The organism is Streptomyces sp. NPDC005408, assembly GCF_040606445.1.
GTDB lineage: Bacteria > Actinomycetota > Actinomycetes > Streptomycetales > Streptomycetaceae > Streptomyces.
Genome location: NZ_JBEXEX010000052.1, coordinates 1 through 21,211, shown reverse-complemented (window position 1 = coordinate 21,211; position 21,211 = coordinate 1). Strand labels below are relative to the sequence as shown.

Below are 21,211 nucleotides of genomic sequence, written 5' to 3'. Positions count from 1 at the left end.
CAAATGCGCTATACGGTTATTACATGACGCATGTACAGCAGGCAGTGGAGGATGATGTCGCCGAGCTCGTACGCCTGCGGGCGTCGCTGTTCGAGACCCTCGGCGACGACTTCTTCAACTCCTCATCAGCGGACGACGACTGGCGCGACAGCCTTGCCGCAGTGCTGAAGGAACAGGTGACAGCGGACGCCGTGCGGATCCTCGTTGTGCACGGCGACCACGGCCTCGCCGCCTGTGGCATCGGCACCATCGAGCAACGGCTGCCCGGCCCGCACCTGCGCAACGGCCGGATCGGACACGTCATCGGTGTGGTCACCGATCAGGCATACCGACGGCGCGGCCACAGCCGCGCGATCATGCAGGGCCTGCTCGACTGGTTCCGGGAACGTGGGGTCGCCCGAGTCGACTTGTACGCCTCTCCGGACGGTGAACCGCTTTACCGCGCACTGGGCTTCGCCGACCACCCGGACCCCTCTCTGTACTGGCGCCCGTGACAGGCGCCCCGCCCCGCTAGTGCTGCGACCGGGAAGGTTCGCCGGGGTGTGGCAGCAGGGCGGGCTTGCCGAAAATCGCTTCGAGCGCCGTGGCAGTTGCCTCTACCGTGACCTGGTGACAACTCAGGTGATCGTGTTGAACGGCGGGTCCAGCTCGGGCAAGTCCGGGATCGTCCGGTGTCTGCAGGCGGTGCTGCGGGATCCGTGGCTTGTCGCCGCGGTCGACTCGCTGATCGAGGCGATGCCCGCTTCCCTGCAGACATCGGACGCAGGAATCGAATTCGCTGCAGATGGCGGTTTGAAGGTCGGATCGGCGTTCCGGGAGCTGGAAACAGCATGGATGGAGGGGGTCGCCGCGATGGCCCGTGCAGGCGCCCGGGTCATCGTCGATGACGTCTTCCTCGGCGGAGCGACGTCCCAGGAGCGGTGGCAGAAGGCTTTTGGCGGACTGGACGTGCTGTGGGTTGGCGTCAGGTGCGAGAGTACGGTCGCCGCAGGCCGCGAGGTCGCCCGCGGGGATCGGGTCCAGGGAATGGCCGCGTCGCAGGCGGAGATGGTCCACCGGGGCGTGGTCTACGACCTTGAGGTGGACACCACGCACACGGAGTCCCTGGACTGTGCGCGGGCTATCGCTGCCCAAGTCAAGTGATCGAAAACTCAGCTGTCGGCCGTGAGGGTTCGCCGGGTTCGAATGCGCGCACACCGACCGCGCGGCGCTGTAACCGGAAGCAATCCAACCGGCACGGCTCGGGCTCCAGCTGTCCGGTAGGCCGCCCTGACCGCGCCGCGAGGTCGGTCGCCCCGTGGGCCCTGAGCGTCAGGTGAGTGTCGCCGCCAGCAGCTCGGCGGCCTTGGCCACCAGCGCGTTGTCGCCCGCTGCGTCGGGTTCGTGTTTGGTCGTCAGCACGGCCAGCACGATCGGTGGGCTGTCCGGTGGCCAGGCGATGCCCACGTCGTTGTTGCTTCCGTACCTGCCGCCGCCCGTCTTGTCAGCGACAGTCCAGCCGTCGGGAAGCCCGGCGCGGAATCTCTCGCCGCTGGTCGTGTTGGCCAGCAGCCAGCCGGTGAGCCGCTTCCGGTCCGGAGGTGTGAGCGCGCGGCCGAGTGTCAGACGCGCATAGGTCCGGCCGATGGCACGAGGGCTGGTCGTGTCGGTCACGCGCCACGGTTCGGCGGAGTTCAGTTCGGGCTCCCACCGGTCGAGCCGCGTTGTCCTGTCCCCGAGTGAGCGGCAGAAGCTGGTGATGGAGGTGGGGCCTCCCAGCTCGTGGAGGAGGAGGTTGCCTGCGGCGTTGTCGCTGTAGCAGATGGCGGCGGCACACAGTTCCGCGACAGTCATGCCGTTGGCGAGGTTCTCGGGGTCCCCCGTGATCGGGGAGTAGCCCGAGTCCTTGAGCTCCTTCTCCGTGTACCGGATGCCCTTGGCCAGGAATCGGCCGCCATGGTCGAGGTCGCGCAGGACGGCTGCGGCGGCGAGCGTCTTGAACGCCGAGCACATCGGGAAGCGCTCGTCTGCGCGGTACGCCACTGTTCTACCCGTGCCTGTGTTGTGCGCGAACACCCCAAGGCGGGCGGACTGCCGCTGCTCGAGTTTACTCAGCCGGTGGGCGATCTCATCTTCGCCGTGTGCTGAAGCGTATGCCCTTCCGTCCAGGGACAAGGCGGTGGCAAGTGCCGTCCCGGCGCCGAGAGCGAGTACGGCGCGGCGGGACGATCGCAGTTCGTTGGCTTGCAAGGCATCAACTTTCTTCCGTGGCAAGGACGTTACTCAATACGCAGCTGCCAGGCCGACTGGTTGCCTCCCGGTGTCAAGGCGTCCTGTTTGCGACGCCTGGCGGGATTGGATGCTCCGCCCTCCAGACCGCGGCCAGCCCGCTGTCCCTTGCGGGCCGATGGTCCCAACGGCCGTGGACCGACTGCCCCAAAGGCACCGTCTGCCGCGCTGAAGCCGTGGCCGGACGCCGATTCGGGCTGTGCCGCGACGGGGTCGTACTTCCCGACGTACGCCTCGGTGAAGACATGCTTCGGCACGGAGGTGCGGGTCAGCTATACGCTGTTCTTCCCCAAGGACGGGTTCACCGGCGGAATCGGCCACGCGTATGACTTCGAGCATGTCGTGACCGGCTGGAAGTACGCCGGCGACAACAAGTGGACCCGCTACCAGATCATGCTCAGCGCCCACGGCAAGCACCGGGTGGAGCGCGACTGGACCCAGGTCGAGTCCGTGAACTTCAACGGCGATTGGGGCTACGGCCGGGAGCGGCCGAGCGCCTACGTCGGCTGGGGCAAGCACGCGATGTTCAACAACCAGGGAGGTCTGAAGGACTACCTCTCGCAGACCACCGACAACGAGTACCGGCACGCCGACCATGCCGGTGACAACACTTCGTACGTGATCGTCACGGACGACAGCCCGATGGCCGCGAAGTTCAACGAGTACAACTGGGGGAGCGCGACCGACAACCCGGCGAGGGTGTCGCGGGACCTCTGCTCGTACTAGGTCTTCGGTCCCGCGGGCGGGGCGCCCGCGATCGCGGCGCGGTAGAGGGCCTGGGTGGCGGCGCCGAAGTAGGAGCTGTAGGAGACCTGGGGGGTGTTGCCGCCGGTGTGGTAGCCGCCGATGACCCCGATCACCGCCCAGCCGCCCGGCCACGGGACCAGCATCGGCCCGCCGCTGGTCCCGCCCACGAAGGCGTCGCAGGCGATGCGCGGGAAAGTTCCCGGGTCGGCCGGGTCGTCGCTGGCCCACTTGGTGGTCCAGCTCCAGCACTCCAGCGGCTTCTGCGCCCTCGACGGATACCCGATCATCCGCACCGGTGCGTGGTAGTACCCGGTGCCGGTGAGCAGTTGCACTCCGCCGACCGCGTCCTGGAGCCGCGTCCCGTCCTGGTTGGGCTCGGTGACCGCGAACGCGAAGTCGTACTGGGCCCCTGCGTGCTCGCCCAGGTCGTAGTACTGCTGCGGGACGTAGACGCCGTTGTTCTTGACCGGGAAGATGCCGAACGGCTTGAGGCCGTCGTGGTACTGCGGCACGAAGCCCAGGTTGCGCTTGGGCGACGTGCCGGAGTAGCCCTTCAGGCAGTGCCCGGCGCTGAGTGCCAGGTCGTGGCCTGGGCTGCGCACCACAGACCCGCTGCACGTGCGCCCCGTGCCGGTGGAGTCGGTCCAGAAGAAGGTGCCGGCCTGGGGAATTCCGTCGAAACTCTTGCTGGGCGGGATGTACTCGCCCGGCTGAGGGCCGTCCACCGTCGGGGAGGCGGCTTGGGTCGTGAGCCCGGGCTCGGAGTCCCTGCCGGTGTCGCCGGGCAGTGCGGCCGCGGTCCTGGCCTGGGTCCAATAGGCGTTGAGCTGGACGGCGACCGGGTTCGGCTCGGCCGGGGGGTCGTCGGCGGAGGCTGCCGGGGTGAGCCAGGCGGTGAGCAGTAGGGCTGCCGCGAATGCTGCGGAGTGTCGGATGAGTCTGGTCCTACGCACCATCAGTTCCCCTCAGGCCGGACACAAGTGACGGCTCACCATACGAGTGGTGACGGTGCGGGCAGAAGTGCCCGGAGTTCTGTGTTGCGGGCTCGACCTGTCTGGCAGGGTGCCGCGACTGGCAGTGAGCTCACCAATGCGGCGGTATCTGCGGCCCTTTGCGCAGGCGCTGCGGTTCGGGCGGGGGCGGAGTACTGGCCTTCAGGGGAAGCGCCAGCAACGCCCCGGCCACGAAGCCGGCCACATGGGCGAGATAGGCAACGGTGCCGCCCTCCGCTACGCCGTAGCCGGCCGAGTAGAAAGCCTGCAGGACGAACCACAGGCCCAGCACTACCGAGGCGGGGAGCCGCAGCGGGAAGAAGAACAGGAACGGCACCAGGCCCCACACTCGAGCCCGCGGATAGAGCACCAGGTAGGCGCCGAGCACGCCGGCGATGGCCCCCGACGCCCCGATCAGCGGGTCGGCGGAATCGGGGTTGGCCAGCGCGAAGCCGTACCCGGCCACGTACCCGCAGAAGAGATAGAACAGCAGGTACCGCACCCGGCCCAGCCGGTCTTCGACGTTGTCGCCGAAGATCCACAAGAAGAGCATGTTGCCCAGCAGGTGCAGCCAGCTGCCGTGCAGGAACATCGCGGTCAGCACCGACAGGGGAGGCGACTTGTCGTAGCGGGGCGGTCCAAGGAGGCAGCCCTGCCCTTGTGACCCCACCGCGGCGGTTCCGGTCGGGACCAGGTCCGGTACCCGGTTGTGGATCAGCTCCTGCGGGACGGCGGCCCACTGCTCGAGGAAAGCCTGCAGATGGCACAGTTGCGAGAGGCTGCTGTCGCCCGCGATCGAGGACACGGCGACGGGCGTGCGCAGGAACACCACCACATTGGCCACGATCAGCGCGTAGGTGACCCATGGGGTGCGCCGCACCGGATTCGAGTCATAGACGGGAATGACCACACACGGAACCTGCCCCGATCGGCACAGAGAATCCGCCCCGGCCCTGCCGTGTCAGCCGCCCGGCCGTATCACCTGCGGCTCGTCGCGCCGGCGGGCTGTGTCCGGCGCGGTTGCATGGTCTCTGCCGCGGGCGCCTTGACCTTCACGCATGGGTCAATCCCTAGCGTCGTCGGCATGGAAGCATCTTCGAAGAACACAACATTCTCCGGCCGCTCCGGCACCCGCCGCACCGGGCTGGAGGCCCGACTTGTCGCACGGCCTGAGGGCCTCCCCTCTCCCGGTCACTTCGAGATCACCGAGGTTCCTGTCCCCGATCCCGCGCCGGGCCAGGTGGTGGTCCGCAATATGTTCATGTCGCTCGACCCCGGCATGCTCATGCTGATCGCGGGCGAGTCCGGCCTGCCGATGCCCCGCTATCAGGTCGGCGAAGTGATGCCCGGCGACGCCATCGGTGAGGTGCTCGCCTCCGCCGATCCGTCACTTGGCGAAGGCGACCTGGTGATGCACAGGCTCGGCTGGCGCGAGTATGCCGTCGCGCAGGCCGGGCTGTTCCGCCGCGTCGACCGGAACGCCTACCCGACGCCCTCCGCCTATCTGGGCTTCGGACTGGTCGCCTATGCCGGGCTCATGGTGGCGGCGGAGCTACGGCCCGGCGACACCGTCTTCGTATCCAGCGCGGCGGGGGCGACCGGAAGCATGGCCGGTCAGATCGCGCGGCTCAAGGGAGCGGCCCGGGTGATCGGAAGCGCCGGATCGCGGGACAAGGTCGATTACGTGACCGGGAAGCTCGGGTTCGACGCGGCCTTCGACTATCACGACGGCCCGGTCACCGACCGGCTGCGCGAGGCCGCACCCGAGGGCATCGACGTCTATTTCGACAACGTGGGCGGGGAACAGTTGCGCGCGGCCATCGAGGTGATGAACCCGCACGGCCGTATCGCTGTGTGCGGAGCCCTCAACCGGCAGAGCAAGGCGGGTCCTGACGAAGGGCCCGGCGACCTGCTCAGTGTCCTCGGTAAACGCCTCACCATCCGCGGCTTCACGGTGGGCAATCACCTGGAGCATGCTGCGGAATTTGGTGCGCGGTTCCGCACCTGGCTGCGCGAGGGCGCGATTGTTTACGACGAGACGCGCGGATGATCTCCTGCTTGACCCAGCCGCCCCTGTCATTGACGGCGAGACCCGCAGCGAGATGTACTGCCGACGCGTGCGCGCTGCTGTGCAGGCCGACTCAACGATCCATTCGCGGGACAACCCTTAGGCGGCGTCGAGTTCGGCGAACTCCCCTTCGGTTAGCTTCAGGTCGGCCGCTGCCGCCGAGTCACGGATGGTCGAGGGCCTGGACGACCCCGGGATCGGGATGACGACCGGGGACTTGGCCAACTCCCAGGCCAGGCACACTTGCTGTGGGCTGACCCCGCACTCCTCGGCGATCCGCGCGAACGCGGCGTGTGATGAACCCAGGCCGCCCGCCCGGGAGATACCGCCCAGCGGGCTGTACGGCAGGAAGGCGATCCCCAGCTCGGTGCACAGACGCAGCTGCGGCTCGCTGTCGCGGGTGGCCGGCGAGAAGTTGTTCTGCACGGACACCAGCCGCTCGCCGAGGATCCCATGGGCTTCACGCAGCTGGTCGGAGTCCACATTCGAGATGCCGACCGCGCGGATCCTGCCCGCGTCGTACAGGTCGCGCATCGCGCCCACCGAGTCGGCGTACGGCACAGTCGGGTCAGGCACGTGGAGCTGGTAGAGCCCGATGGCCTCCACGCCCAGTCGCTTGAGCGAGCCCTCGCACGCCTCCCGCAGGGTCGCGGGATCCCCGTTGTAGGACCATGCTCCGTCGGCTCCGCGTGCCGCCCCGCCCTTCGTGCCGACCAGCACCTCGGAGGTGTCGCCGCCGTACGCCGCGAGCGCCCGGGCGATCAGCGACTCGTTGTGCCCGGTCTCGGAGGAGTTCAGGCAGTACGACATGGCCGTGTCGATGAACGAGATCCCGGCGTCGAGCGCGGCATGGATGGTCGCGACCGCGCGCTCCTCATCCGGCCGCCCTTCGATGGACAGTGGCATCCCACCGAGCCCGATGGCACTGACCACGGCGCTGCCGATGCGGCGGTTGTGCATGTCTGTGCCCCCTAGGGTGACCCCGATGCGACGCCCGCGACTTTACGCTTCCGGGCTCATGTCCACTGCCGTTCCGCAGATACGCCTGGCAGTACGCGATATGCCGGGACGAAACAAGGCCCGTTCGTTCCTGCGCGTCCTACGCTGAGCCCGGCATGCGAGTTGGTGATCATTCGGAGAGGCGAGCTTGATGGGATAACCCTGCGTGAGGTGCAAGACAGCGATTTGCCCGCCTTCTGGACCCAGCTGACGGATCCCACGTTGCAGCACATGGCTGCTGTGACAAGGAAGTATCACTACGACCGCGGTCACTTCGAGGAGCATTGGGGTTCGCTCCGACGCCGCCGTGACGGTGCGGACGGTGCTGGCCGACGACATCGTTGTGGGCCACGCCGCTGTCTTCGGGTCACCGCACGAGCGCGAGGTCACTTATGTGATCGACCCGGCCTACTGGGGTCGGGGAATCGCCACAGCGGCGTTGGCCGCCTTGATCGACCCCGGTACCTGGGGGTCCTTCGAGGGCGCCCTTATCGAATGAGGGGAGACCGGGCCGAGGGGTACCCGCCGCATCTCCCTGACCGTGTGCGGCCTGCATGACAGCTGCCGGAGACCGTTCGGGATGCACAGTCGCGGGGGCGCTGATTGTCTGAAGGGGCCGGCTCATCCCGAACGTCCGAGGAGTGACCATGAGCGATGCAGGCGGATCCGGCAGTCACGTCCGTCAGCTGCGACAGGAGGCAGAGGGGCTGAAGCAGGAGGCGGAACGCGCGACCGACCCGGAGGAGCAGAAGCGGCTCCAGGACAAGGCGCGCAAGCTGTTCGAGCAGAGCGAGCAGGAGAGCGCCATGGCCGCGGGGGACATTTACCCCCAGGAGTGAGTGCTGTGGCACAAGGCCCGGGGCCCAGGTATGTCGAAGCCGGTTTGGGCCGTTGGCCTTGCCGAGCCGCGATGTGTCATGTGCGGCTCGGGGCCTGATCCCGCTCGTGGTGCGACGTGTGGTCGTGCCGGGGGAGCAGGAGCGGGGTTGTCAGGAGGAGGAGACCGGCGATCGCGATCGCGGCGCGGATACCGGTCACCTCGGCCAACAGGCCCCACAGCGCGGTCAATGCCGCGGTCGTGCCCTTGCCTGAGACCGACCACGCCGCGAGGGTACGGGCCACCCGGTCCGCCTCCGTCCGCTCCAGCCGGTAGGTGGCGTACACCGGATTGAACACACCGCAGCAGGTGATCAGCCCCAGCTCGACGACCATGACGAGCACCAGCCCGGCCGTACCGGGTCGGATGAATGCCAGCCCGACCGGCCAGCACGCCCGCAGCGTCCCCGCGGTGAGCATGATCCGGTGCTGCCCGAACCGGGCGACGAGCCCACCTGCCAGCCGCGAGCCGACCAGGCCGCCGAGACACGGCACGGCGAAGGCGAGGCCGTACTGCCAGGGCGCGAACCCGAGGTCGCCGACCATCAGGACGGCGAGCAGCGGCGAGACCGCCATGATCAGGGCATTGACCAGAACCGTGTTGAAGAACATCGGGCGCAGCGCCGGGTGGGCCAGGATGTAGCGCCACCCGTCGAGCAGGCCGCCGACCCGCGCCGGCCCGGTGCGTGCGGGAGGCATCTCCTTGGCGCCGATCGCACGGATCCCCAGCGCTGACAACAGATAGCTGACCGCATCGGCCACCACGGTCGTCACCGGACCGAACAGCCCGATCGCGGCCCCGCCGAGCGGCGGTCCGAGCACGGTGGCGGTCCAGTTGGTGGCTTCGATGCGCGCGTTCGCGACGAGCAGGTCGTGCGAGGGCACCAGCGACTTGAGGAAGGCCCCACTGGCCGCGTTGAAACCGATGTCGGCCGCGGCGACGACCACTGACACAACCAGGAGTTGTACGAAGGTGAGCCAGCCCAGTGCGAATGCCGCCGGGACGGTCAGCAGCGCCGCGCACCGGATCAGGTCCATCACGACCATCACCGGCCGCTTACGGCGAAACTCCACCCACGGCCCGAGCGGCACCGCCGCCGCCGCCCCCACCGCAAGCCCCGCGGCCGTCAGCACAGCCACCTCGGTCGGCCCGGCGTGCAGGACGAGCACCGCGATCAACGCAAACGCGTCGAAGGCGAGCCGTGTGCCGAGCGTGCTCGCGGCGTACGCCGTCCACAGCCACCCGAACTGCCGCCCCAGCGACCGTCTGGCTCGCATGCTCACCTCTCCGCTGCCCTCGAAAGTCGACCGGCGACATCAAAGCGGGTCCTGAGGCAGCGGAGCAAACAACCGACTCACCCGGCAAGCGACAACCAGACGTTGTAAGACTGGGTACGTGGATCTCGATGCCGTACGCACCTTCGTGGCCGTCGCCGACGCCGGACAGTTCCGGGAAGCCGCCCTCACCCTGTCGGTCACCCAGCAAGCCGTCTCCAAGCGGGTCGCCGCGCTGGAGAAGCACCTCGGCGTGCGCCTGTTCACCCGCACGGCGCGCGGAGCTCTGCTCACCGTCGACGGGCAGGTCTTCCTGCCCCACGCTCGCGATCTCCTCCGGGCCGAGGAGCGGGCCGCCGCTTCCGTACAGCCCGGCCGTCGCGCGCTGCGCGTCGACGTGATCGGCCGGCGGCTCGCACCGGCCGATCTGGTACGGGGCTTCCACCACGCGCATCCGGAGGTGGCCCTCGACGTCGTGACCCTCTTCGACGCCGACGCGGCCCTCGCCGCCGTGCGCTCAGGCACGATCGACGCGTCCTTCCGCGCCCTCACCCGGCCCGCGCGGCAGCTGCCCGAGGGCATCGAGGCCGCCCGCGTCCACGACGAGCCCGTCCAACTGCTCACCGGACCGGCCCACGCCTTCGCCGCCGCCCGCTCGGTCACCCCCGCCCAGCTGGCCGGGCACCGGATCTGGATGCCCGGCAACGTCGCCGGCACCGAGTGGGCCGCCTACTACGACGACCTCGCCGCCGCCTTCGGGCTCACCATCGAGGTGACCGGCCCCGAGTTCGGCACCGAGCCGCTCCTCGACACGATCGCCGACTCCCCGCTGCTCGCGACCTTCGTCGGCGAACAGACCCGGGTCGTCTGGCCCGCCGACCACGACCTGCGCCGCATCCCCGTGCACGCGCCGACGCCCGTCTATCCGCACTCACTGATCTGGCGCAGCGACAACCCGCACCCTGCGCTCACCACACTCCGTAACCACCTCGGCTCCACGCAGCCCGACCACGGCGTCGCCGAGACATGGACGCCGGAGTGGGCGCGAAGATGACGAAGGAGCCGGACAGGGTTCATGCCCGTCCGGCCCCTTGCCTTTGACGGATGCTACTTCGGGGCGACCCAGAGCTGGCGCTTGTTCGTGTTCGCCGTAAAGAGCTGAATCTTGGTGCCGTTGGTGGTCTTCCCGCCGCTCACATCGAGCACCTTGCCCGACGCGACGTGCACAATCTGGCCCTTCGCGTTGACCAACCAGCGCTGTGATGCCTGGCCGTTGCAGTCGTACAGGTCGATCTTGTTGCCGTCCGTACTCGCGTTGCGCGCGTTGTCCAGGCACTTGCCCAGCGCCCGGAACGTGCCGTCCTTCCCCAGGATCCACGACTGTGACACCGAGCCGTTGCACGTGTAGAGCTGGATCTGCGTGCCGTTGGCCGCCTTCCCGCCCTTCACGTCGAGGCACTTGTTGCCCAGGCCTGTCACCTTGCCCTGCGGAGGCAGCGCCGCGCCGGTGCCGGCGGCGAGGTAGCGCAGGCCCTGCACGTCGAACTGCTGGACGTAGGTGCCCGCCCGCTTGTCCGGATACGCTTCGGCAGGCGTGCACATGACCGGCTTCTCGCCGGAGTCGCTGCCCTTGACGCAGTCACCCCGTGCCGCGCTGCGGTTCGCGTGCGTCAGCCCCAGCGTGTGGCCGAGTTCGTGGCTGACGTGGTTCCGCATGAACGTCTCACCCCAGGAAGGCGAGGGCTTGCCGGCTGCGGTGAAGAACTCGCTGTCGATGTACGCGTGTCCGCTGGTCACGGTGGAGGGAAGAGACGAAGCGGTGAAACCGCAACTCAGATTCTGGCTCCCCGAACCGTCGCGGACGACCTTCCATCCCTTGTTGCCGCCGTCCGCGGGTGGCACGCACGGGCGCTTCAGAACACCCACGACCACCTCGCCCTTGGGCCTGACATAGTCCCAACCCACCGGCTTGGTATCGACGGTGACGGGCAGGCTCGTGACGCGCTGCAGGTCCGCAGCCGACGCCTTCACGTAGCGCGCCAGCCAGTCCGCGGACCTCTGGTCGTAGAACTTGATCGTGTAGCCGGTCTGCAGCCACTTCGTGGCACCGCTCAGCTTCCAGCCTTCGCCATGGGGTGGCGCGGCGGCCGCGGCCGTCCTCGGCGCGGATCCCGCATCCAGCGACATGACGCCGTTCTTGAAGCTCGTCCCGTCGGTGCTGGAGGTACCGAAGTCCCCCGAGCCGGAGTCGTCCATCTCCCTGTCCGCCGGCGCGCCGGCCGAGTGCGCCGTCCCCTGCTCCTCGTCCTGGGAGCCGAACGCACTGGACGAGATCTGCAGACTCCCCACGATCGCCGCCACCGCACACGCGGCGACAATGGATATTCGACGCTTACCTGTAAATCGCAAGTCCCCGTTGCCCTTTCACCAATTGACGTTTCACGACCTCCTGCATGCACCAGTCGGGTGCCCAGGAGTCGATCAGATGATAGATGAGCCCCTGAACAGGAGCGTGTGGCCTGTCAGTTGGTGACACCCGAGGTCATGACAGGCTGGTGGTGGACGCGAGTCGGGGCGGGGGACAGTCGAGTCTCCGGCCAGTACCAGCACCCAAAAGGACAGAAGGGACCTCCGTGTCAGACCTGCGATTCGGTGCCGTCGGGCTCGGCCTTCGCCGTTCGATTGCCGTCTGCGCCCACCGGCCGGGACAGGGCTCGGCGATCACTGCTGTCGCCGACCTCGACCCCGAGGTGCGCGCCCGTGAAGCCGAGCGCTTCGGCACGGAGGTGGCGGTCGATGACTACAAACTGCTCCTCGATCGCGGCAACCTCGACGGCATCATCGTCGCCACCCCGGACGACACGCACGAGGTCATCGCCGTCGACGCGCTGCGGGCCGGCAAGGCGGTCTTCGTCGAGAAGCCGCTCGGTATCACCGTCGAGAGCTGCGACAACATCCTGCGAACCGCGTACGAGACCGGCACCCGGCTGTATGTCGGCCACAACATGCGCCACATGGGTGTAGTGCGCCTGATGCGCGACATCATCGCCCGCGGCGACATCGGCGAGCCCAAGGCTGTCTGGGTGCGGCACTTCGTCGGCTACGGCGGTGACTACTACTTCAAGGACTGGCACGCAGACCGGCGTCGTACCGTCGGCTTGCTGCTGCAGAAGGCCGCCCACGACATCGACGTGGTGCACTGGCTGGCCGGCGGCTACACCAGGCGCGTCACCGCTCTGGGCGACCTCCTCGTCTACGGCGACCTGCCGCGCCGCGAGCCGGACACCCAGCGTCCGGCGAACTGGCTGCGGGAGTTCGACTGGCCGCCGACGGCCCGCCGCGACATGAACCACGTCGTGGACGTCGAGGACGTCTCGGTGATGAACATGCAGCTCGACAACGGCGTCGTTGCCGCCTATCAGCAGTGCCACTTCTCCCCCGACTACTGGCGGAACTACACCGTCATCGGTACGGAGGGGCGGCTGGAGAACTTCGGTGACGGCCCCGGTGACGAGGTCAAGGTCTGGAACACCGGCCCCAGCGGATACCGCGCGGACTCCGATGCGACCTACCGGGTGCCGGACGCCGGAGGCTCGCACGGCGGCGGGGACAGCCGGATCATGGACGAGTTCTGCCGGTTCGTGCGCGACGGAGGCGTCACCGACACCTCTCCTGTCGCCGCCCGGATGAGCGTCGCCACGGGTGTGCTCGCGACCCGTTCGTTGCGCGAAGGGGGCGTGCCGTACGACGTACCGGCCCTCGACCCGGAGCTGATCGCGTACTTCGAACGCGGTCAGGTCCGCAACATCCTCTGATGCGATGAAACATCGCCCCGACCGTGAGGGGTGCACTCGCTCGATCCGGTGTCTGGTCGAGCGCGGGGCGTCGCCCCAGTGGCCCGCGCAGCGTTCTCTGACTAGAGTCAGAGAATGGATGGTGTGCAGATCGACCAGGTGCGGCGGTTCAACCGCACCGTCACGGAGCGCGTGGGGGTTCTCTATGACCACTACATGGGTCGTGACCGGCCCATCGGGGCGGCCCGGCTGCTCTGGGAGATCGGCGAGCAAGGCCAGGACGTGCGGCGGCTGCGCGAGCGACTCGGGCTCGACTCCGGGTACGTCAGCCGCCTGCTGCGCTCCCTGGAGACCGACGGACTGGTGACGGTGGAACCGCAGCCCCGTGACAGACGGGTGCGCACCGTCCGGCTCACCGAGGCAGGCCGCGCGGAGCGCGCCTTGCTCGATGGCCGCAGCGACGAGCTGGCCGGCTCGCTGCTGGAGCCGCTCAATACCGCCCAGCGCGCCCAGCTGGTCGCCGCCATGGCCGACGTCGAACGGTTGCTGACCGCCGGGACGGTCACGCTGGACGTCGTGGACCCGGAACACCCCGACGCCCAGCACTGCTTGCGGTCCTACTTCACCGAGCTGCAGGAGCGCTTCGAGACCGGCTTCGACCCCGCGCGGAGCCTGCTGCCCGACGCGGGCGAACTGCGGCCGCCGCACGGCCTGTTCCTGATCGCCCGGCTCCACGGCGAGCCCGTCGGCTGCGCCGGTCTGAAGCTGCCGCCCGGCGCCCCGGCAGAGATCAAACGTATGTGGGTCGCGCCCCACGCCCGGGGCCTCGGCCTCGGCCGCCGGTTCCTGGCCGAGCTGGAGGCGCGGGCCGCCCGGTACGGCTGCGACGTACTGCGTCTGGACACGAACAAGGCGCTCAGCGCCGCGATCAGCCTGTACCACTCCTTCGGCTTCGAGGAGGTCGCTGCCTTCAACGACGAGCCGTACGCCCACCACTGGTTCGAGAAGCGGATCACCGGAGTGTGAGCGGGTGCCTCCCCGGCGTGCCGCGCCCACCGGATGGCGGCGGCAGGCAACCGTTCATCAGACGCTTATCGTCCCCCTGTTTGATCTTCTGACACTCACGAGACGGGGGAAGAACGAGTGCTGAACGAGACCGTTTTCCGGAGTGAAGACGTGCCGGCGGCGGACCGGTTGGCCTACTGGGCGGAGCGTGTGGGGCAGACCCATGCTCCTGTGCGCATGAGCAGCGACCATGCCGACGACTTCCGGGCCACCCAGCGTGTGTTGGACCTCGGTGCCGTGTCCGTGTGGCCGGCCACGTTCCAGCAGCTGGTCATCCGGCGCACGCCGAAACTGATCCGTCAGTCCGACCCGGAGCTGTACCACCTCTCACTTGTCGTGGGCGGGACGGGGGTAGGCAACTGGGACGGCCATGAGGCCGTCTACCGGCCGTCCGACCTGCATATCAACGATTCCTCGGTGCCGTGGGAGATCCGCACCGGCAGGGACCCGGTCACGGCTGTGGGGGTCGAGGTCCCCAAGTCGCTGTTGCCGCTGCCGCTCGGTATGACCGGCCGCGCCGTCCCACGGCGGGTCACGGCGCGGACGGGGATCGGCGCGTTGCTGGCGCAGTTCCTCACTCAACTGATCGCGGACACCACCCCGTACCAGTCCTCCGACGGGGCCCGCCTGGGAACGGTCCTGACCGATCTGGTCTCCGCGCTCTTCGCCCACGCCGTCGAAGCCGAGAACATCCTCCCGGCGGACACCCACCGGCGAACCCTCGTGCTTCGCATCAAGAACTTCATCCAGGAGCACCTGCACGACCCGCAGCTCACCCCGGCCGTCATCGCTGCCGCGCACCACATCTCCACCAGCTATCTGCACCGCCTCTTCGAGAATGAAGAGGCCACAGTCGCTGCCTGGATCCGCCTCCGGCGCCTGGAGGCGGCCCGCCGCGACCTCACCGATCCGGCGCTGCACTCCACTCCCATCCACGCCATCGCAACTCGCTGGGGTTTCCCCCGCGCAGCCGACTTCAGCCGCGCCTTCCGCACCGCGTACGAACTTCCGCCCAAGGACTACCGGTGCCAGGTGATCGGAGTCAGGAAATCGACTCACAGCTGAGCGACGTATGGATCGAGTGCCAACCGTCACCGCCTGACGCCGGAAGACACGGCTGGGCCCGACACCTCACAGGTCGCCGGGTTGCCACATCACCCCTGGCGAGGTCAGCCGTCCGAGTCGCGCTGTGGCGGCTCCTCCGTCAGTTGCCGGAGCAGTTCCATCAGGCGCTGCTCGGCCTCCGGGCTCAATGGACCCGGTGGCTGGGGGACCTCATCGCGCAGTTCGGCGGCAGTGGGGTCCTGGGCGGCCAGGCCCTCCGCGGTGGCTTCTCCGAAGTGCCGGATGACCTCCTGGAGCCGTGCGCGTTCCTCCGGAGTTGCGGTGGTGAGCTGGCTGCGAAGGGCGTCTCGGATCTCCTGAAGACGTTCGACGTCAGCGATGTTGCCAGGGATGTCCTGGGTCATCAGCACCCGGAGGCTCGTCTCATCGGGAGTGGGGCGGGCCGCCTCGCCGGGCGCATCGTCCGGTTCGTGGGCGGACCAGGTCCAGCCGTGTTCGGCCATGCCCTCCTTGGTCCACTCCATCAGCAGGTCCGCGCCCTCGTGGACGCGCGACATGTCGTGGCCGCCGCCGGTGGCGAACCAGCGCAGCAGCGCGCCGGCGGCCGGTTTCTCGGGATCGCAGGAAGAGCACAGTTCCAGGTGGATCGGAAAGCCTTCCGCGTCTTCCTGCGGCATGACAGCGCTGGTGATCAGCGGCCCGCCGCATCGTGAACACGACGGCAACTTCTCTGCGAGTTCCACTTGGGTCACGCCATCCTCCTTGCTCCTGCCTGCGCCCACCAAAGCCCGCCTGATCTGCAGCGTCAACCTCCTCGTCGAATTCTGCTGCAGTGGGAAGCCGAAGCCCGCGCCCCGGTCGTCACTGGGGGATGGTGACCAGGACGCGGCCACGGCCGCCGGCGTCGACGCGGTCGTGGGCCTGCGCGATCTCCTCCAGCGGGTAGCGGTCGCCGATGTCGACTGTGAGGGCGCCAACGGCGGCTGCGGCGGTGAGGTCACGGGCGGCTTGCTGCTTCGCCTGGACGGGAAAGTCGTCGCTCCCGAGCAGGCGCAGGGTCACATTGGCGAACAGCAGCGGTCAGAACGGCAGTTGGGGCCGGTCCGCCCGGGTGGCGTAGGCGGCGATGACCGCGTCGTTGGCCACCACCGCGGCATCGAGGTCACCGTTGTCGGACAGTGCAACCTCGACGATGCGGTCCACGCCCTGCGGCGCGTGGGCGCGGATGGCTTTCGCCGGGTCGTCCTGGTCGAGTGCGACGGCGTGGGACACCACGGAGGGATCGACGCGGTCCAGGTCCTTGCTGCGCACTACGGTGGCGAGCACCGTTGCTCCGCCCCAGCGGGCCAGCTGGGCGGCCAGCGAGCTGACACCGCCGAGTACGCCGCGCGTATGCGTCTGGTCTGCCTCATTCTTGTCGTCCACCCCTTGTACTACCTATGTGCAGTTGTGCTCGTGTTGCGGGAACTGCAGCCGGGATCACTGACAGCTCTCGCCAGGGATTCAGGCCGCCCAGCCCCCGGGTCCGTGCCACCAATGCGTGATCCGCCGTACCGGCCTACCGTTGGAACATGGGCGAGATCTTCGTGATGTACGAGCTCGATCAGCCGTCTGCAGCGCGATCCCTTTCCGGAGGGGCACCGGTTGGAGAGCGGCCCGTCCTGCGCGTGCACGCCGCGAACGCCGCTCCGGGGGCGTCCACCACTCCAGGGCCACGCACCTTGTGCGGTCACGACACGTTCGCCATGGAGGCGGCCTCCTGGAAGCCTTCGGAGCATGGGGGTTCATCGTGGTACCCACCGCAGTACGCCCGGCTCGTCTGCGCCCAGTGCGATGCCGTGATGGAGGTCTGACGGGCCCTTCAATCGGCGGGCCGCCTCGCAGATCTCAGTCCCGGAGATAGCGCACGACGGCGAGTACCCGGCGGTTCATGTCTTCCGAAGCGGGCAGGCCCAACTTTCCGAAGAGACTGGCCACATGCTTCTCGACCGTGCCGGCCGAGACATGGAGAGCCGCTGCGATCGCCGCGTTCGAACGGCCCTCGGCCATGAGGGAGAGCACCTCACGCTCGCGGCTGGTGAGGGTCGCCAGGTCGGGGGTGCGACGGCCGGCCCCGGCCAGCTGCGTGACCACCTCAGGATCGAGGGCGGTGCCGCCGGCGGTGACTCGGTCGAGGGCCGCCGTGAACTCTGCGACGTTCGCCACCCGGTCCTTGAGCAGATAGCCGACGCCCGCCGAACCGTCGGCAAGGAGCTGCGTGGCGTATTTCGTCTCGACGTACTGGGAGAACAGCAGCACGCCGGTGGCTGGCTGTTCGCGGCGGATCTCGATGGCGGCGCGCAGGCCTTCGTCGGTGTGGGTGGGCGGCATCCGGATGTCTACGATGGCGACGTCCGGGCTGTGTTCGGTCACCGCGGTCCGCAGGGCGTCCGCGTCGGGGACCGCGACACACACCTCGTACCCCCGGTCCATCAGCATCTGGACGAGCAACTCCCGCAGCACGGCGGCGTCCTCGGCGATCACGACGCGCATGGCGGCATGCTGTCATGTGCGTCGGCCACGGACCTCATGCGTGCGGCGGCAGGTCGACGGTGACGATCGTGGGGCCGCCCTCGGGGCTGCGGATGTCCAGTGTCCCGTCCACTGTGCGCACTCGCTGCAGCAACCCGGTCAGTCCGCTGCCGAGACCGGCCTCGGCACCCCCTTGTCCGTCGTCGCTCACGCGCAGTCGCAGCGTGCCGTCCGGCTGTCGTACGGCCGATAGCGTGGCGCGGGTGGCGCCGCTGTGTTTGATCACGTTGGTGAGGAGTTCCGCGGCGCAGAAGTAGGCGATGGTCTCGATGGCGGGGGAGGGGCGCTCCGGCACGTCGACGGTCAGCTGGATGGGCGCGGTGCTGCGGGCCGTGAGTGTCGCCAGGGCGTTGGGCAGTCCGTCGTCCAGGACGGGCGGATGGATGCCGCGGGCCAGGTCGCGCAGTTCGGTGAGCGCCTCGGTCGCGTTCTCGTGGGCGCCGTCGACGAGGCGGCGGACCGTGCTGAGATCGAGGGAGACCTCGTCAGCCAGCTTGGTCTTGATCATGTCGAGGCTGAGGGCGAGGGCGACCAGCCTGACCTGCGCTCCGTCGTGCAGATCGCGTTCCAGGCGGCGCAGCAGTGCGGCGGAGTCGTCCACCGCGAGTGCCCGAGTCTCCTCCAGGTCCCGCACCCGCTCGGCGAGCGCCCCGGGCCCGAGCAGCGCTCCTGTGCTTCACCTGGCTGAGCAAGGCCGTGCTGCGGGGGGTCTCAGGCGGGCAGGGAGGCGAGCCAGTCGGTCAGGAGGCGGTTGATCTCCGCGGGCCTCTCCTGCTGGATCCAGTGACCGCAGCCGTCGAGGATGTGGGAGGAGGTCAGGCCGGGCAGCGTGACGGGGAATGCCGTGATGGCATCGGCCATCCACGTGGTTGAGGCGTCCCGGCTGCCGGCGATGAACAGGGAGGGCTGGGTGATGGGGGCGCCGTCGAAGTCGGCGAACTCTTCCCAGTCCCGGTCCATGTTCCGGTAGCGGTTGAGCGGCCCGCTCATGCCGGTCCGCTCGAACTCCCCGGCGTAGACGTCGAGGTCTGTCTCATTGAGCCAGGCGGGCAGCCGGCCTGCGGGGAAGCGGTCACGCAGCGTCCCGCCCCTGCTGACGAAGTGCGGGCCGGGTGCCCCGGGTTCGGGCATGGTGTCGGCGGACAGAGCAGCGTAGAAGCCCGCGAGCCAGCCGCGCACGTCAGGCTCGATCTCTGCTTCGGCGCGACCGGGCTCCTGGAAATAGGAGACGTAGAACTCCTCTTCCCCGCCCATCTGTTGGAAGACCTCACTGGGCCTCGGTCCGCCGCGCGGGGCGTAGGGAACGCTGAGCAGCCCCACCGCGCTGAAGGCATCCGGCCTGATCAGGGCGGAGTTGGCGGCGATGGTCGACCCCCAGTCGTGGCCGACGATCACCGCGGACTGCTCGCCTAGGGCGTGCACCACCGCGGCGTTGTCCTCCACCAGCTCGAGCATCCGGTACCGCGAGGCCTCCTTGGGCTTGGAGGAACGCCCGTAGCCGCGGACATCGATGGCGACCGCGCGGTACCCGGCTGCGGCCAGCACCGGCAGCTGGTGGCGCCAGGAGTACCAGGACTCCGGAAAGCCGTGCACGAGCAGCACCAGCGGCCCGGTGCCCTGCTCCACCACGTGGATCCGGCCTGCGGGCGAGGGGACCAGCCGGTGAGTGACGTCCGTGGCCTGATGCGGCATGAAATCCTCCAGGGCTCTCGATCTGCCATGCGCCAAGATCCGTGCCGATCATGCGGGGAGCGGCGCGGTCGCTGCGAATCTTGTTGCCGGTTCGGCAAAATGGCTCTGGCGAACACATCTCACGGTTCTGATGCGTCCAGAGCCTCCGCTCGGCCCTGCGCTTTTCACGGTGAACGAGGCCGGAGGCTCGCGTATCGTCGAAAGAGGTCGTCTGTGGAGTCCTCGTGGAGGGCGGTGGGCGCAGTGGTTGAGCACCGGATATTGGGTCCTGAGGACGGCGAGCTCTATCAGCCGGAGCGGGCGTGCGGAGACCGATTCCTGATCAACAGTGATGAGTGGGGCGGTCGCTTCTCGCTCGTCGAGCATCGTCTGCCCCCGAAGGTGCTCGCGGCCCCAGTGCACAAACACACTCTCGAGGACGAGTTCAGTTTCGTCCTCGAGGGGTCGATTGGTGCGAGGTTCGGTGACAAGGAAGTCGTAGCCGGGCCTGGCGATCTCGTATTCAAACCGCGCGATGAGTGGCACACGTTCTGGAACGCCGGGGAGACGCCGGCTCGGGTGCTTGAGATCATCTCTCCGGGGGGCCTTGAAGAGCTGTTCCGGTGGCTTGATCAGCTGAGTGAGGAATTGAGCCCGGAGGAGTTGGAACAGAAGGCCGGGCCGTACGGCTGCTCGGCGGACATGGAAGCGACCATGGCTCTGGTCACGCGGCACGGGCTGGTCTTTTAGTGGTCGTGGGTACGGCCTGAGTGAACGCGGGAGGGCCGGTCACCGAGCGACGATCGGTGACCGGCACTCCTGTGTTTGCTCACGCAGCTCCTGTCGCCACGACGAGTGCTGTCAGCGTGGCGGAAGCTGGTCGTAGGTCTTGAACGTGTAGTACGCGGACAGAGTGATTGCGTTCCCGGTCGTCGTGGGGAGGCCGAGCCGGTCGTTGACGAGCCTGCCCAGAGGGCGGCAGCCGTCGGCGGCAGGGGCGGCGAAGGCGTCGTCGCGCGCGTCGAACCTGATGACTGGCGGGTTCTTCGAGACCCACTGGGAGCTGCCCGTGCGCTGCAGGCGGAGCTCGATGGGGGTGTCGCCGCCTATGACGCAACTGTGCGGCAGCAAGGGGCTGAGGACGCGGAAGCGCATGGTGAACAGGCCGAGGCTGTTGCCGACGGAATAGAAGTCGGACCGGCCGCCGTATTCCGGCTGCAAGGACAGCGAGAGCAAGGGGTTGTGGTCGGCAGCGGCGTTGTCCAGAAGGCCGCCGGGGACGGCGCTGGGCGCGCCGCGCAGCGCGCCGAAGACCTGCCCGTTGCTTCCGTCGGACAGCGGGCCCTCGGCGTGGGTGATGGTCATCGGCGCGAGTTCGGGAACGTTTCGGCTTCCGACGGTCAACGAGCCGGTAGCGATGAGGACTTCGCATTTCCAGCGGGTCGCGTCGACCCCTGCAGGGATGTCCGGGCAGTCGCTGAAGTCGTACGAGGGGATGGGAGGCGCGTCGGCGGCGAGGGCGGGGGCGCCGGCCGCACCGGCGAGCGTTGCGGCGATGGTGGCGGTGACGGCGAGTCCGGCGGCCCCGCGGCGGACCGTCGAGGGGCGCTTCTCAGCGGTGATCTGCATGACTCTGAGCCTGCCGTCGCACACATTGCGGCAGCCATCGGGAAGCCCCCTCGCCGTACCCTGAGCCGCCCCTGACGTCATGTCAGGGTGCGGCCCCTAGGGCCTGTCGTTTGGATCAGGCCGGATCAGTGAGCGGCCCGCCGCGGAGCGGCTGATGTCACTGCGGTGCGTGCGATCGCAAGGCGGAGGAA

The 21,211-nt window shown here is 68.5% G+C and carries 22 protein-coding genes and 1 pseudogene; 11 read left to right on the top strand and 12 right to left on the bottom strand.

Annotated features, from left to right (window positions below; genetic code table 11):
* The first annotated feature begins 23 nt into the window (after positions 1 to 23).
* Positions 24 to 494, top strand: a complete 471-nt coding sequence (locus ABZS64_RS32225) for a GNAT family N-acetyltransferase (RefSeq protein WP_355837363.1) — start codon at positions 24 to 26, stop codon at positions 492 to 494.
* Between the two features lie 115 nt (positions 495 to 609).
* Positions 610 to 1,143, top strand: coding sequence for a chloramphenicol phosphotransferase CPT (gene cpt / locus ABZS64_RS32220; RefSeq protein ID WP_355837402.1), 534 nt, complete (start codon positions 610 to 612; stop codon positions 1,141 to 1,143).
* A 168-nt stretch (positions 1,144 to 1,311) separates the two neighbouring features.
* Here cpt and bla read toward each other — a convergent pair whose 3' ends face one another.
* Positions 1,312 to 2,229: a class A beta-lactamase gene (gene bla / locus ABZS64_RS32215; RefSeq protein ID WP_355837361.1), complete on the bottom strand. Its 918-nt coding sequence runs from the start codon at positions 2,227 to 2,229 to the stop codon at positions 1,312 to 1,314.
* Here bla and ABZS64_RS32210 point away from each other — a divergent pair.
* Positions 2,224 to 2,994: an NPP1 family protein gene (locus tag ABZS64_RS32210; RefSeq protein WP_355837359.1), complete on the top strand. Its 771-nt coding sequence runs from the start codon at positions 2,224 to 2,226 to the stop codon at positions 2,992 to 2,994. The two genes, bla and ABZS64_RS32210, sit on opposite strands and share 6 nt — an antisense overlap.
* Here ABZS64_RS32210 and ABZS64_RS32205 read toward each other — a convergent pair.
* The gene (locus ABZS64_RS32205) at positions 2,991 to 3,971 is read right to left on the bottom strand and encodes a hypothetical protein (protein WP_355837357.1); all 981 of its coding nucleotides are present in this window, start codon (positions 3,969 to 3,971) and stop codon (positions 2,991 to 2,993) included. The two genes, ABZS64_RS32210 and ABZS64_RS32205, sit on opposite strands and share 4 nt — an antisense overlap.
* A 127-nt stretch (positions 3,972 to 4,098) precedes the next feature.
* Positions 4,099 to 4,917: a rhomboid family intramembrane serine protease gene (locus ABZS64_RS32200; RefSeq protein WP_355837355.1), complete on the bottom strand. Its 819-nt coding sequence runs from the start codon at positions 4,915 to 4,917 to the stop codon at positions 4,099 to 4,101.
* A gap of 114 nt (positions 4,918 to 5,031) precedes the next feature.
* Here ABZS64_RS32200 and ABZS64_RS32195 point away from each other — a divergent pair, with 114 nt between their 5' ends.
* Positions 5,032 to 6,057 (top strand): NADP-dependent oxidoreductase, encoded by a 1,026-nt coding sequence (locus ABZS64_RS32195; protein ID WP_355837353.1) that lies wholly within the window; start codon positions 5,032 to 5,034, stop codon positions 6,055 to 6,057.
* 117 nt (positions 6,058 to 6,174) lie between these two features.
* Here the strand turns inward: ABZS64_RS32195 and ABZS64_RS32190 are convergent, their stop codons facing one another.
* Positions 6,175 to 7,035 carry an aldo/keto reductase gene (locus ABZS64_RS32190; protein ID WP_355837351.1) on the bottom strand — a complete coding sequence of 287 codons (861 nt, stop codon included), beginning with the start codon at positions 7,033 to 7,035 and terminating at the stop codon, positions 6,175 to 6,177.
* 346 nt (positions 7,036 to 7,381) lie between these two features.
* On the opposite strand from ABZS64_RS32190, the gene ABZS64_RS32185 reads away from it, so the two are divergent.
* Positions 7,382 to 7,573 (top strand): GNAT family N-acetyltransferase, encoded by a 192-nt coding sequence (locus ABZS64_RS32185; RefSeq protein WP_355837349.1) that lies wholly within the window; start codon positions 7,382 to 7,384, stop codon positions 7,571 to 7,573.
* Positions 7,574 to 7,721: 148 nt separating this feature from the next.
* Positions 7,722 to 7,913: a DUF6381 family protein gene (locus tag ABZS64_RS32180; protein WP_355837347.1), complete on the top strand. Its 192-nt coding sequence runs from the start codon at positions 7,722 to 7,724 to the stop codon at positions 7,911 to 7,913.
* A 76-nt stretch (positions 7,914 to 7,989) separates the two neighbouring features.
* Here the strand turns inward: ABZS64_RS32180 and ABZS64_RS32175 are convergent, their stop codons facing one another.
* The gene (locus ABZS64_RS32175; protein WP_355837345.1) at positions 7,990 to 9,228 is read right to left on the bottom strand and encodes an MFS transporter; all 1,239 of its coding nucleotides are present in this window, start codon (positions 9,226 to 9,228) and stop codon (positions 7,990 to 7,992) included.
* Between the two features lie 118 nt (positions 9,229 to 9,346).
* Between ABZS64_RS32175 and ABZS64_RS32170 the strand changes: the two genes are divergently transcribed.
* Positions 9,347 to 10,279 carry a LysR family transcriptional regulator gene (locus ABZS64_RS32170; RefSeq protein WP_355837343.1) on the top strand — a complete coding sequence of 311 codons (933 nt, stop codon included), beginning with the start codon at positions 9,347 to 9,349 and terminating at the stop codon, positions 10,277 to 10,279.
* Positions 10,280 to 10,332: 53 nt separating this feature from the next.
* On the opposite strand, the gene ABZS64_RS32165 is transcribed toward ABZS64_RS32170, so the two are convergent.
* Entirely contained in the window at positions 10,333 to 11,574 is a 1,242-nt protein-coding gene (locus tag ABZS64_RS32165; protein WP_355837341.1) for a ricin-type beta-trefoil lectin domain protein, read from the bottom strand.
* A 284-nt stretch (positions 11,575 to 11,858) separates the two neighbouring features.
* Here ABZS64_RS32165 and ABZS64_RS32160 point away from each other — a divergent pair, with 284 nt between their 5' ends.
* From ABZS64_RS32160 to ABZS64_RS32150, 3 genes are all read left to right on the top strand, one after another.
* Positions 11,859 to 13,040 carry a Gfo/Idh/MocA family oxidoreductase gene (locus ABZS64_RS32160; RefSeq protein ID WP_355837339.1) on the top strand — a complete coding sequence of 394 codons (1,182 nt, stop codon included), beginning with the start codon at positions 11,859 to 11,861 and terminating at the stop codon, positions 13,038 to 13,040.
* Positions 13,041 to 13,154: 114 nt separating this feature from the next.
* Positions 13,155 to 14,045 (top strand): helix-turn-helix domain-containing GNAT family N-acetyltransferase, encoded by an 891-nt coding sequence (locus ABZS64_RS32155; protein WP_355837337.1) that lies wholly within the window; start codon positions 13,155 to 13,157, stop codon positions 14,043 to 14,045.
* A gap of 117 nt (positions 14,046 to 14,162) precedes the next feature.
* Positions 14,163 to 15,149, top strand: coding sequence for a helix-turn-helix domain-containing protein (locus tag ABZS64_RS32150; RefSeq protein ID WP_355837335.1), 987 nt, complete (start codon positions 14,163 to 14,165; stop codon positions 15,147 to 15,149).
* A gap of 104 nt (positions 15,150 to 15,253) precedes the next feature.
* Here ABZS64_RS32150 and ABZS64_RS32145 read toward each other — a convergent pair whose 3' ends face one another.
* The 5 genes and pseudogenes from ABZS64_RS32145 to ABZS64_RS32125 all read right to left on the bottom strand — a co-directional run bounded on the left by ABZS64_RS32145 (position 15,254) and on the right by ABZS64_RS32125 (position 19,412).
* Positions 15,254 to 15,892 carry a DUF6300 family protein gene (locus ABZS64_RS32145; protein ID WP_355837400.1) on the bottom strand — a complete coding sequence of 213 codons (639 nt, stop codon included), beginning with the start codon at positions 15,890 to 15,892 and terminating at the stop codon, positions 15,254 to 15,256.
* Positions 15,893 to 16,010: 118 nt separating this feature from the next.
* Positions 16,011 to 16,535 (bottom strand): annotated as a pseudogene (locus tag ABZS64_RS32140) (zinc-binding dehydrogenase); the annotation flags it as partial.
* 501 nt (positions 16,536 to 17,036) lie between these two features.
* Positions 17,037 to 17,681, bottom strand: a complete 645-nt coding sequence (locus ABZS64_RS32135; protein ID WP_355837333.1) for a response regulator transcription factor — start codon at positions 17,679 to 17,681, stop codon at positions 17,037 to 17,039.
* Between the two features lie 34 nt (positions 17,682 to 17,715).
* The gene (locus tag ABZS64_RS32130) at positions 17,716 to 18,354 is read right to left on the bottom strand and encodes a histidine kinase (protein ID WP_355837331.1); all 639 of its coding nucleotides are present in this window, start codon (positions 18,352 to 18,354) and stop codon (positions 17,716 to 17,718) included.
* Between the two features lie 77 nt (positions 18,355 to 18,431).
* Positions 18,432 to 19,412: an alpha/beta hydrolase gene (locus ABZS64_RS32125; RefSeq protein ID WP_355837329.1), complete on the bottom strand. Its 981-nt coding sequence runs from the start codon at positions 19,410 to 19,412 to the stop codon at positions 18,432 to 18,434.
* Positions 19,413 to 19,646: 234 nt separating this feature from the next.
* Here ABZS64_RS32125 and ABZS64_RS32120 point away from each other — a divergent pair, with 234 nt between their 5' ends.
* Positions 19,647 to 20,141 (top strand): cupin domain-containing protein, encoded by a 495-nt coding sequence (locus ABZS64_RS32120; protein WP_355837327.1) that lies wholly within the window; start codon positions 19,647 to 19,649, stop codon positions 20,139 to 20,141.
* A 111-nt stretch (positions 20,142 to 20,252) separates the two neighbouring features.
* Here ABZS64_RS32120 and ABZS64_RS32115 read toward each other — a convergent pair whose 3' ends face one another.
* Complete coding sequence (locus ABZS64_RS32115; RefSeq protein ID WP_355837325.1) at positions 20,253 to 21,020, bottom strand: hypothetical protein; 768 nt, start codon at positions 21,018 to 21,020, stop codon at positions 20,253 to 20,255.
* Positions 21,021 to 21,211: the final 191 nt, after the last annotated feature.

Excerpts from the sequence above, each read along its gene's own strand:
- ABZS64_RS32225 (WP_355837363.1), top strand. The coding sequence starts at position 24 with ATGACGCATGTACAGCAGGCAGTGGAGGATGATGTCGCCGAGCTCGTA.
- ABZS64_RS32205 (WP_355837357.1), bottom strand. The coding sequence starts at position 3,971 with ATGGTGCGTAGGACCAGACTCATCCGACACTCCGCAGCATTCGCGGCA.
- ABZS64_RS32195 (WP_355837353.1), top strand. The coding sequence starts at position 5,032 with ATGGTCTCTGCCGCGGGCGCCTTGACCTTCACGCATGGGTCAATCCCT.
- ABZS64_RS32190 (WP_355837351.1), bottom strand. The coding sequence starts at position 7,035 with ATGCACAACCGCCGCATCGGCAGCGCCGTGGTCAGTGCCATCGGGCTC.
- ABZS64_RS32180 (WP_355837347.1), top strand. The coding sequence starts at position 7,722 with ATGAGCGATGCAGGCGGATCCGGCAGTCACGTCCGTCAGCTGCGACAG.
- ABZS64_RS32175 (WP_355837345.1), bottom strand. The coding sequence starts at position 9,228 with ATGCGAGCCAGACGGTCGCTGGGGCGGCAGTTCGGGTGGCTGTGGACG.
- ABZS64_RS32155 (WP_355837337.1), top strand. The coding sequence starts at position 13,155 with ATGGATGGTGTGCAGATCGACCAGGTGCGGCGGTTCAACCGCACCGTC.
- ABZS64_RS32135 (WP_355837333.1), bottom strand. The coding sequence starts at position 17,681 with ATGCGCGTCGTGATCGCCGAGGACGCCGCCGTGCTGCGGGAGTTGCTC.
- ABZS64_RS32125 (WP_355837329.1), bottom strand. The coding sequence starts at position 19,412 with ATGCCGCATCAGGCCACGGACGTCACTCACCGGCTGGTCCCCTCGCCC.
- ABZS64_RS32115 (WP_355837325.1), bottom strand. The coding sequence starts at position 21,020 with ATGCAGATCACCGCTGAGAAGCGCCCCTCGACGGTCCGCCGCGGGGCC.